This is a genomic window from Pelomicrobium sp. (genome assembly GCF_036803785.1).
Taxonomy (GTDB): domain Bacteria; phylum Pseudomonadota; class Gammaproteobacteria; order Burkholderiales; family UBA6910; genus Pelomicrobium.
In genome coordinates this window covers 1-10,529 of the sequence record NZ_DAIRTR010000081.1, presented here as the reverse complement: position 1 = coordinate 10,529, position 10,529 = coordinate 1, and the positions used below count along the sequence as shown (strand labels likewise).

At 66.9% G+C, this 10,529-nt stretch carries 6 protein-coding genes and 1 pseudogene; 5 read left to right on the top strand and 2 right to left on the bottom strand.

The features are described from left to right. Positions 1-125 precede the first annotated feature (125 nt). Together rho and trxA are read right to left on the bottom strand one after the other, a co-directional pair. Entirely contained in the window at positions 126-1,385 is a 1,260-nt protein-coding gene (rho, locus tag V7Q81_RS10375) for a transcription termination factor Rho (protein WP_333842880.1), read from the bottom strand. Between the two features lie 119 nt (positions 1,386-1,504). Further along, complete coding sequence (gene trxA, locus V7Q81_RS10370; RefSeq protein WP_333842878.1) at positions 1,505-1,831, bottom strand: thioredoxin TrxA; 327 nt, start codon at positions 1,829-1,831, stop codon at positions 1,505-1,507. Positions 1,832-2,078: 247 nt separating this feature from the next. Between trxA and fdxA the strand changes: the two genes are divergently transcribed. The 5 genes and pseudogenes from fdxA (at position 2,079) to V7Q81_RS10345 (ending at position 10,468) form a co-directional block, all read left to right on the top strand. Beyond that, complete coding sequence (fdxA, locus tag V7Q81_RS10365) at positions 2,079-2,402, top strand: ferredoxin FdxA (protein ID WP_333842875.1); 324 nt, start codon at positions 2,079-2,081, stop codon at positions 2,400-2,402. 297 nt (positions 2,403-2,699) lie between these two features. Then, complete coding sequence (locus tag V7Q81_RS10360) at positions 2,700-5,387, top strand: PD-(D/E)XK nuclease family protein (RefSeq protein ID WP_333842873.1); 2,688 nt, start codon at positions 2,700-2,702, stop codon at positions 5,385-5,387. Next, positions 5,384-8,809, top strand: coding sequence for a UvrD-helicase domain-containing protein (locus V7Q81_RS10355; protein ID WP_333842871.1), 3,426 nt, complete (start codon positions 5,384-5,386; stop codon positions 8,807-8,809). The genes V7Q81_RS10360 and V7Q81_RS10355 overlap by 4 nt, the downstream gene beginning before the upstream one ends. Before the next feature lie 35 nt (positions 8,810-8,844). Beyond that, positions 8,845-9,303, top strand: a pseudogene (gene arfB / locus V7Q81_RS10350) (alternative ribosome rescue aminoacyl-tRNA hydrolase ArfB). A gap of 16 nt (positions 9,304-9,319) precedes the next feature. Further along, entirely contained in the window at positions 9,320-10,468 is a 1,149-nt protein-coding gene (locus V7Q81_RS10345) for a sigma-70 family RNA polymerase sigma factor (protein ID WP_333842869.1), read from the top strand. Positions 10,469-10,529: the final 61 nt, after the last annotated feature.

Below are 10,529 nucleotides of genomic sequence, written 5' to 3'. Positions count from 1 at the left end.
GAAGTCCGCGTTGTTTTTCGTTGCCCGGATCTTGTCGAGAAGGAATTCCATGGCCGAGAGGTATCGGCCGCGCCACGGTGGCCGCAGGCCCGGTGCGGGCGCGGCCGAAGAGCTCGAGGTCTAACTTAACCGCGTCGCATCGAGTCGAAGAAGTCCGCGTTGTTTTTCGTTGCCCGGATCTTGTCGAGAAGGAATTCCATGGCCTCGAGGTCGTCCATCGGATAGAGCAGCTTTCTCAGCACCCAGATCTTCTGCAGGATGTCCTGTCTGATCAGGAGTTCTTCTCGACGCGTCCCCGAGCGGTTCACGTTGATTGCCGGGTAGATGCGCTTCTCGTGCATGCGCCGGTCAAGGTGGATCTCCATGTTGCCGGTGCCCTTGAACTCCTCGTAGATCACGTCATCCATGCGGGAGCCAGTGTCGATGAGCGCCGTGGCGATGATGGTGAGGCTGCCGCCTTCCTCGACGTTGCGCGCCGCGCCGAAGAAGCGCTTGGGCCGCTGCAGGGCATTGGAATCCACGCCGCCGGTGAGCACCTTGCCAGAAGCGGGCACCACCGTGTTGTAGGCGCGGGCGAGCCGAGTAATGGAGTCCAGCAGGATCACCACATCCTTCTTGTGCTCCACTAACCGCTTCGCTTTCTCGATCACCATCTCCGCCACCTGCACATGGCGCGTGGCCGGCTCGTCGAAGGTGGAGGAAACCACCTCGCCCTTCACCGAGCGCTGCATCTCGGTCACCTCCTCGGGCCGCTCGTCGATCAGCAGCACGATCAGGATGACTTCCGGGTAGTTGGCGGTGATGGAATGGGCGATGTGCTGCAGCATCACTGTCTTGCCAGCCTTGGGTGGCGAGACGATGAGACCGCGTTGGCCCTTGCCGATGGGGGCGATGATGTCGATGATGCGGCCGGTGATGTTCTCCTCGGCCTTGATGTCCCGTTCCAGCCGTAGCATCTCGGTGGGATGCAGCGGCGTCAGGTTCTCGAACAGGATCTTGTTCTTCGCGTTCTCCGGCGGCTCCCCGTTCACCTTGTCCACTTTCACCAGCGCGAAGTAGCGCTCGCCGTCTTTCGGCGTCCGGATCTCTCCCTCGATGGTGTCGCCGGTGTGCAGGTTGAAGCGCCGGATCTGGCTCGGGCTCACGTAGATGTCGTCAGGCCCGGCTAGGTAGGACATGTCGGGGGAGCGCAGGAAGCCGAACCCATCCGGCAGGACCTCCAGCGTGCCGCTGCCATAGATGCTCTCGCCTTTGCGGGCTTGGTTCTTGAGCAGGGCGAAAATCAAATCTTGCTTGCGCAGTCGATTGGCGCCCTCGATCTCGTTAGCGGTCGCCATCTCGACCAGTTCAGTCACTGGTAAGCTTTTTAGATCGGACAAATGCATGCGGAACGACCCCGGAAAAACAAGGGAAGGAGAGGATGGGAGGGTGCTGCGCCTGGAAGCCGGTCCGGGTCTTTTCGAATCAAGCTTTTAACTCGGACCGGGCCTCAAGGCTACTCGTATTAAAGGTGGCTGTCAATAAAGGCTGTCAACTGGGATTTGGACAACGCGCCGACCCTGGTGGCTTCCACGTTTCCGTTCTTGAACAGCATGAGGGTGGGGATGCCGCGGATTCCGTACCGGGGCGGCGTGGACTGGTTTTCGTCGATGTTGAGCTTGGCGACCTTGAGCCGGCCGGCATATTCGCGGGCCACCTCGTCCAGGATGGGCGCGATCACTTTGCACGGACCGCACCATTCGGCCCAGTAGTCCACCAGCACCGGGATGTCGGATTTCAAGACCTCCGCCTCGAAGGAATCATCGGTCACGTAATGTATGTGCTCGCTCATCAGGCCGCTCGGTGTTGGATCCAGGGAATTCAAGAGTCGGCAGGACGCCGGAAGCAGTGCGCCTCTATCCTAGCCCAAAATCCCCCGGGTTGAGAAGGCTGAAGTCAAAGGCGCGCTTGCTTTTTGATATGCATCAAATTGGGACGGAGCCGTGCTTTTTCAAGGGTTGCGGGAGGCCGTCCCCTCGAGCCTTTCCTGTTAAAATGAAATTTTATCTTCTGCCCATCGGAGCCTCCAAGGACCGCCTATGACCTACGTCGTCACCGAAGCGTGTATCAAGTGCAAGTACACCGACTGCGTGGACGTCTGCCCAGTGGATTGTTTTCGGGAAGGCCCCAACTTCCTGGTGATCGATCCCGACGAGTGCATCGATTGCACGCTGTGCGTGCCGGAGTGCCCGGTGGAGGCGATTTATGCCGAGGACGACGTACCCGAGGACCAGCGGGATTTCATCGCGCTGAACGCCGAGCTGGCGAAGATCTGGAAGCCGATCATCGAGAAAAAAGATCCGCCGGCGGATGCCGATGAGTGGGCCAAGGTCAAAGACAAGCGCAACCTCCTCGAGCGCTGAAGAAATGGGGGTGGAGCGTATCGGCGTCATTCCCCGCTCGGGGGCTGCATCCCTGGCGAGACCAGGGTGTGCGCTGTCCGGCCTTGTGGTCGCGTCCCGTGCCCTGCGCCGCCTTGTCCGTGCAGGCGTCCGTGCGCGGGCCAAGGTCCAACAAGGGCGGTCGGTGCGAGCTCCAAGCGGTGCATGCAGAAAGATGTAGGTCAGGAACGGCGCTGGTCGTTGCGCCCCCGCTGGAGGTTTCCTTCCGGGCCCCTCGTGGCGGATCCAAGCTAGCTCCCTTCTGACCGGTCCTTTTCCATGGGCGGTGCCGCGGGTCTTCCTTCCCTTTCCCGGCAGGCGCTGTGGGAGCGGCTCGAGGCGGGAGGAATGGCCCTCACCATCAACCGGCGGCTCGCTCGCTTCCTCAAGAACGAGTATGACCGCCGGCAGTGGGGCCGGGGCCTCATGCTCTGGCCGACGCCCGAAATCCTGCCCTTGTCCGCCTGGCTGGAGCGCGCCTATGGCGAGCTCCTCCTGGAGGGGGTCCCCTTACTCCTCTCCCCCCTGCAAGAACAGGTCCTGTGGGAGCGGGTCATCAGCGAGTCCGAGGCGAGCCCTTTGCTCGACGTGGCCTCTACCGCAGCGCTTGCCCGGGAAGCCTGGCAGCTCGCCCATGCCTATCGCCTTTGGGAGCCTTTGCAGGGGCAGCCTCTCCACGAGGATGGACGCGCCTTCCTGGGCTGGGCGCGCCGCTACCGGGAGCTCGCCGAGTCGCTGGGCGCCCTGGACGTCGCCCAGCTGCCAGACAGGCTGGCCACATGGATACGGCAGGGGCGTATCGCGGTGCCACGGCAGGTGCTGCTGTGTGGCTTCGAGGAGCCCACACCTCAGGAGCGGGCGCTGTTCACCGCCCTCGAAGCGGCGGGGTGTGCCTTGGCCGCGCCCTCTCCCCCCGACCAGGCTGCTCGGGCGGCACGCGTGGTTTTTTCAGGCCCCGAAGACGAGGTGGAAGCGGTGGCTCGTTGGGCCCGGGCCCGGCTTGGCGCCGACCCGGAGGCACGCATCGGAGTCGTGGTGCTGGATCTCGCGAGACTGCGCCGGCAGCTAGAGCGGGTATTCGCCCAGGTGATGAGGCCGGGGGCCGGCTTGCCGGGGATCCCCAGCACACCGCTACCGTTCAACATCTCCCTGGGCGAACCCCTTTCGGCGTATCCCCTGGTGGATAGCGCGATCGCCGTGCTGGAGCTTCTGCAGGGCGAAGCGGATCTGGGGCGGCTGGGGAGCCTGCTGCGCTCGCCTTTCATCGCGGCGGCAGAAGCCGAGCAAGGGCCCCGGGCGGCGCTGGATGCGGCCTTGAGGCGCCGGGGGGAGCTGCGGGTGGAGCTGCGACAACTCTGTCGCCTGGCCGGTGGGGCGGGTACCCGGGCCGGGCCCCGCGCGCCGCTCCTCGCCCAGCGCATCGAGGCGCTGGGGGCCCTTGCTCGCGCGAATGCGGGGATCGCCCGTGCCCCGTCCCGCTGGGCGGAGGTCTTCTTCGCCGCCCTGTCTACCCTGGGCTTCCCCGGCAGCCGCTCCCTCACCAGCGAGGAATACCAGGTCCACGAAAAATGGCGCGAGCTTCTCGCCAGCCTCGCTGCCCTGGATGCGGTCACGCCGCCCCTTTCCCTGGCAGCTGCCCTCGCCCGGGTCAAGGCTCTGGCGGCCGGCACCCTGTTCCAGCCCGAGTCTCCCGAGGTGCCGGTGCAAATCCTAGGGATGCTGGAGGCAGCACCCCTCGTCTTCGATCATCTGTGGGTGATGGGATTGACCGACGAGGCCTGGCCTCCTTCCCCTCGCCCCCATCCGTTCCTGCCCTTTTCCCTCCAGGCAAAGGTGGAGCTGCCCCACAGCTGCGCTGAGCGGGAGCTTGCCTTCGCCCGGAGGATGACAGCGGGATGGTTTCGCGCGGCGAAAGAGTTGGTCCTCTCCCATCCTCAGCGGGAAGGGGACCGGGACCTGGCCCCGAGTCCCCTGATCGCCGGCGTTCCCGCCGTCGATGCCAGTCGCTTGGGGCTCGCTCTCATCCCCTCTTACGCCGAGGTGATCCACGCCTCGGCGCGAATCGAGCGCTTCGAGGATTTGACTGGCCCGCCCCACCCGCCGGAGCAGCCGGTGCAAGGCGGCACCCGGGTGTTCCGGGATCAGGCCGCCTGTCCTTTCCGGGCTTTTGCCGTCCACCGGCTGGGTTCCCGGGCGCTGGACGCACCCGAGGTCGGTTTGAGCCCGGCCGAGCGGGGCCGCCTCCTCCATGTCGTGCTGGCGCGGGTGTGGCAGGCGCTGGGCTCCCATCGGGGACTCATTGAAACAGGCCCGGAGGCCCTTTCCGCCCTCTTGCGGGCGGCAGCGGAGCAGGCGGTTGAGGCGGCTGCCCGAGAGCGGCCCCAGACCCTCAGGGGCCGTTACGCCGACTTAGAGAAGGCGCGTCTTGCCCGCCTGGCGGGCGCGTGGCTGGAGGTGGAGCGGAGACGGGGGGATTTCCGGGTGGAGGCGGTGGAGGCTCAGCGGGAGCTCGCTGTAGGTGGGCTTTGCCTTCGGGTAATCCTGGATCGGGTGGACCAGCTACCGGACGGTCGACGGGCCATTCTCGACTACAAAACCGGCGAGACCCACCCGGGCCAATGGGACGGGGAGCGACCCGAGGAGCCCCAGCTTCCCCTGTATGCGGTGGGCTTGGAGGCGCCGGTGGCGGCCGTAGCCTTTGCCCGGGTACGGCCTGGGAACATGGGCTTTCGTGGCGTGGCCGCGGGCGACGTGCACATTCCGGGGGTCGAGGTGCATCCGGATTGGCAAGGCCTCCTGGCGCACTGGCGGCGCACCGTGGGCACCCTCGGGCAGGCCTTCGCCGCCGGCGTCGCCCGGGTCGACCCCAAGCGCTATCCAGCCACTTGCGGGCATTGCGACCAAGCTCCCTTGTGCCGGATCCACGAGCGGGTGGGTCTCGGGCCCATGGAGCCGGAGGAGGAGTGACCGAGACGGAGCCCATCCCGGATCTCGCCCAGCGTATCGAAGCCCTGGACCCACGGCGCTCCTTCATCGTCCAGGCGCCCGCCGGATCGGGCAAGACCGAGCTCCTGATCCAGCGCTACTTGGGGCTGCTCGCCCGGGTAGAAGCGCCGGAGGAGGTGATCGCCATCACCTTTACTCGCAAGGCTGCCGGCGAGATGCGCAGCCGGGTCCTGAAGGCCCTGGGCGCGGCACGAGGTCCTCGCCCCGGCGAGCCCCACGAAGCCCTCACTTGGCAGCTGGCCCGAGAGGCCATGGCCCGGGACGCCCGGCTCGGCTGGCGGATCGAGGACCATCCTGCGCGGCTTCGCATCCAGACCATCGACGCGCTGTGCGCCGCCCTCACCCGCCAGATGCCTGTGTTGTCCCGCTTCGGCGCGCCGCCGGCCATTGTGGAGGAGGCGAGCCACCTGTACCGGGAGGCCGCCCGAGCAACCCTTGCCCTGCTGCACGAGGAGGCCGAGGGCGCGTCCTTGGTGGCGCGGCTTCTCATGCACCTGGACAACGATCTCACCCAGGCGGAAAAGCTCCTCGCTTCCATGCTGGCTCGACGCGATCAATGGCTGCGGCACGTGGCCTCGGGCGCCCTGGACCGAACCGGGCTGGAGGCGGCTCTGACCCGCGCCCGGCTGGAGGGTTTGCGCCGCGTTCGAGCCCTGGCCCCGGCGGCCTGGGAGCCGGTCCTCGTAGCCCTGGCCCGGGAGGCGGCGGCCAACTTGGCTCTAGGAGAAGCCGTCTCCCCCGTTCTCGCCTGCCAGGGGCTCTGGGCTTATCCCTCCGCCGACGAAACGGGCCTTCCCGCTTGGCTGGGCCTCGCCGAACTTCTCCTTACCCGGGAGGGGGAATGGCGCCGGCGGGTCACCGAAGCCCAGGGCTTTCCCGCGCCCAGCAAGGGACAAGGTGCGAGCGAAAAGCATCGGCTCAAGGAAGCCAAGTCCCGCATGGAGGAAGCCCTGGCGGCCTTAGTCCCCTTTGAGGCATTTCGCCTCGCCCTGGCCGATCTGCGGGCGCTGCCGCCGCCCCGATATACCGATGCTCAGTGGGAAGCCTTGGAAGCCATCGCTCGGCTATTGCCCCTGGCGGCTGGCGCGCTCAAGCTGATCTTCCAATCCCGAGGAGAGGTGGACTTCACCGAAGTGTCCCAGGCGGCACTGCGGGCCCTGGGGGACGAGGAAGCACCTACCGACCTGGCCCTCGCGCTAGATTATCGGATCCGGCACCTGCTGGTGGACGAGTTCCAGGACACCTCCCTCGCCCAGTTCGAGTTGCTGCGCAAGCTCACCGCGGGCTGGGAGCCCGGCGATGGGCGCACCCTGTTCGTCGTTGGCGATCCTATGCAGTCCATCTACCGCTTCCGGGAAGCGGAGGTGGGACTCTTCCTGCGCGCTCGTCAGGAGGGGATTGGGTCGGTCACCCTCACGCCCCTCACCCTGCGCACCAACTTCCGCGCGACGCCCGCCCTCGTGGCGTGGGTCAACCAGGCCTTCGCCCGGGTGCTGCCCGATGCAGAAGACCCAGCGACCGGGGCGGTGCCCCTGGCCCCTTCCGTTCCCCGCCCCGATCGGTTCCCCGGTGGGAATGGAGGCGGAAACCGCGGGGTGGCGGTCACTGTGCATCCTTTTTTTTCCGCCGATGGAATCGAAGAAGCGGCCCGGGTGGTCGCCCTGGTGCAGGCGGCCCGGACGGAAGATCCCGCCCAAACGGTGGCGATCCTGGTGCGCAGCCGCGGCCACCTGAGCCGCATCGTGCCGGCTCTGCGGGAAGCGGGGTTGCCCTTCCGCGCCATCGAGATCGAGCCTCTGGGAAATCGGCCGGTGGTGCAGGACCTCTTCGCCCTCACCCGGGCCCTGGTGCATCCCGCCGATCGAGCGGCGTGGCTGGCAGTGCTGCGGGCTCCCTGGTGCGGCTTGTCCCTCTCGGATCTCCATGCCCTCGTGGGGGACATGCCGGAAGCGGACGTGGGGTCCCTGATCCACGATGCAGCGCGCCGCCGACGGTTATCCGATGACGGTCGTTGCCGGCTGGAGCGGGTGCTTCCACCCCTTGCCCACGCCAAGGAGAACACCCGCCGGGGTCGGTTACGGGACCGGGTCGAGGCCGCGTGGCTCGCCCTGGGTGGGCCGGCGTGCGTGCAAGCCCCTGCAGACCTGGAGGATGCTCGCACCTTCCTGGACTGCCTGGACGGGCTGGAGCGGGGTGGGGATCTGCCGGACTTAACCGTCCTGGCCGAGGCCCTGGACCGGCTCTTTGCCGCCCCGGACGCGCGGGCCGACGAGCGGCTCCAGGTGATGACCATTCATAAAGCCAAGGGGCTCGAGTTCGACACGGTGATCGTTCCGGGATTGGGGGACCCCCCCCGGCAGGAGGAACGGCGACTCATGCGATGGATTGTGCGGCCCCAGCCCAAGGGCGGGGCGGATTTGCTCCTTGGCCCCATCCAGGAAGCAGGAGCAGAGCAGGACCCCATCTATGCCTACATAGCCCGCCTCGATCGGGAACGGCAGCTGTTCGAGACGGGTCGGCTTCTGTATGTGGCGGCGACTCGCGCGAAGCGCCGGCTCCATCTTCTGGGCCGGGCACCCCTGAAGCCCCGGGAGGGGACCTGGATAGTCGGGCAGCCTGCCCAGGGGAGCCTTCTTGCCTGCCTCTGGCCCGCGGTGGCCGAGGATTACCGGCGCGCCGCCGAGCGGCTCCCGCCTCCGGGGCCGAGGGAGGATCGAACCGACGAGGGGACCCGCGTACCCATCGATCCCCTGTCCCGGCGGCTCGTGGCCGATTATGTCCTGCCACCGCCGCCCCCCGCCGTGGCCTGGGAGCGGCTACCCGTTGCCCATGCCGTGGTGGAGCCGGTGGAATTTTCTTGGGTAGGGGAAAGCACGCGCCACGTGGGTACGGTGGTACACCGCTGGCTCCAGCGCATGGGTGAAGACGCCCTGCGAGGCTGGAACGAGGAACGGGTACGAGGGCTTGTGCCGATCTACCGGGCCGCGCTGATGCGGCTCGGTGTTCCCCGGGAGGAGCTCGATCAGGCCACTCAGCGGGTGGTCCAGGCCTTGACACAAACCCTTGCCGATCCCCGGGGCCGCTGGCTCCTGGGCCCCCATCGGGAGGCCCGCTGCGAATACCGGCTGACGGGCCGGCTGGATGGGGAATGGGTGGACATCGCGATCGACCGCACTTTCGTGGACGAAGAGGGCGTACGCTGGATTGTGGATTACAAGACCGGGGTGCACCTGGGCGGGGATCTAGAGGCCTTTCTAGACCGGGAACGGGAGCGCTACCAGGCCCAGTTGGAGCGTTACGCGAGGGTTCTGGCGGCGGCGGGCCTCGCACCCATCCGGTGCGGCCTGTATTTTCCCCTGCTCAAGGGATGGCGAGAGTGGTGAGCGGACCGGCGAGAACCCCCCGTTGTCCCCAGGACATGATCCGGATTTCCCGCGCGCTCGCCCTGGCCGCGCAGGAGGTCCGATGGAAGGCGGTGCGCACCCAGGGGGCGGGCGGGCAGAACGTGAACAAAGTGGCCTCTGCCGTGCACCTACGCTTGGACATCCGTGCCTCTTCCCTTCCCCATCCTTGAAAGGAGCGATTGCTTCAGTTCGATGACAGACGCATCACCCAGGACGGCGTGATTGTCATCAAGGCTTGGCGGCACCGAACCCGGGAAAAGAATTTGGAGGAGGCCTGGGCGCGGCTCAAGGCCCTAATTCACAGCGCAGCCGCCCCACGCCGTCCCCGCGTCCCCACGCGACCTCCCCAGCGCGCCGAGTCCCGACGCCTCCAAGGGAAGAAGCAGCGCTCCCTGATCAAGGCGCTGCGGAGGAACGCGACGGAGTCGCCCCAGGCTTGGGCTTCCGCGGCGGCGCACCCATATAGCGGGTAAGAAAGGAGCCATCCCCATGAAAACCCATCTTTCCTACCATCACCTCGGAGAACCGAGCCGCCCCAGGTTGCAGCAGATGTTCAGCGAGCAGGCGGCGGAGGTCGAGCGCCGCCTCAAGGACTTCTCTCCCGATCTGGTCCATCTCGAAGGGCGGATCGAAAAAAATCCCAACCATGCGTTGTATCGGGCGGGCTTGCGGCTCAAGCTGCCCTCCACGGTACTGTCCGTGGTCGAGGAAGGACGCGATCTTCCCGCAGTGCTGGCCGAGGCCTTCGAGGAGCTCCTGCGGCGCACCGACAAGCACCTGGCCCGGTTGCGCCGGGAGGCCCTGTGGAAGCGTTCCGAGCGGCGCAGGCGGCTAAGGGAGCAAGTCAAGAGTCCGCCGCAAACCCGGGAAGCGGAGCGGCGCCGGCTCTACTTCACGTTGATCGAATCCCACCTGGACGCCCTCTATGGCTATGTCCAGCGGGAGCTGCTTTACCTGGAGAGCGCGGGAGTCCTTGCCCCTGGGGAGTTGAGCGCCGAGGATCTAGTGGACACAGTCGTCCTGCGAGGGCTGGAGGCTTTCGAGGAGCGGCCGCTCCACCTGGCGGTCCCCCAGTGGCTCATTGCCCTCGCCATGCAGGTCGTCGCTGAGGAGCTGGAACGGCTGAGGCGGGATCGGCTTCAGGCCAGGCTGTCGCTGGAAGAGCCACCCCCCCGGCCCGCCGAAGAGCCAACCCGCCGAGATGAGGAGCGCTTCGACTATTGGGAGCCCGACGAACGGCTACGGTTAGAGGATCTGGTACCCTTGGAAGAGGCGCCGACCCCGGAGCAGGCGCAGATGCGCCGCGAAATGCGGCTTGCCCTCCACCGGGCCATCGCCCTCTTGCCCCGGGCGTGGCGCCAGGCGGTGGTGCTCACCGCGTTGGAAGAAGTGGCGCAGGGGCCCGCCGCCGAGGTCTTGGGCATGGACGAGCCAACCCTAGCGGAGAGCCTGGCCCACGCCTACGCGTTTCTTCGGGAGAAGCTCAAAGACGCGGGTTTTTCCGCCGCAGACATCGGCCCCACCCTGGAGGAAGCGGTCGCTCCCACCATGCCTCTTCCCATGCCGGCCTTCCAGCGGGAGGCGATTGCCGAAGTGTTGGGCATGGCCGCCGCCCCGGATTCTCCCCGGGGAACGTGACACTGCCTTAAGGAAGCTGGATTTTTCCCCCCCCCGGGGGGCGGCCCGGGGGGGGGCTCGG

What these genes read in the sequence shown, in the direction of transcription:
- V7Q81_RS10345 (WP_333842869.1), top strand. Translation starts at nt 9,320, where the DNA reads ATGAAAACCCATCTTTCCTACCATCACCTCGGAGAACCGAGCCGCCCC.
- fdxA (WP_333842875.1), top strand. Translation starts at nt 2,079, where the DNA reads ATGACCTACGTCGTCACCGAAGCGTGTATCAAGTGCAAGTACACCGAC.
- rho (WP_333842880.1), bottom strand. Translation starts at nt 1,385, where the DNA reads ATGCATTTGTCCGATCTAAAAAGCTTACCAGTGACTGAACTGGTCGAG.
- trxA (WP_333842878.1), bottom strand. Translation starts at nt 1,831, where the DNA reads ATGAGCGAGCACATACATTACGTGACCGATGATTCCTTCGAGGCGGAG.
- V7Q81_RS10360 (WP_333842873.1), top strand. Translation starts at nt 2,700, where the DNA reads ATGGGCGGTGCCGCGGGTCTTCCTTCCCTTTCCCGGCAGGCGCTGTGG.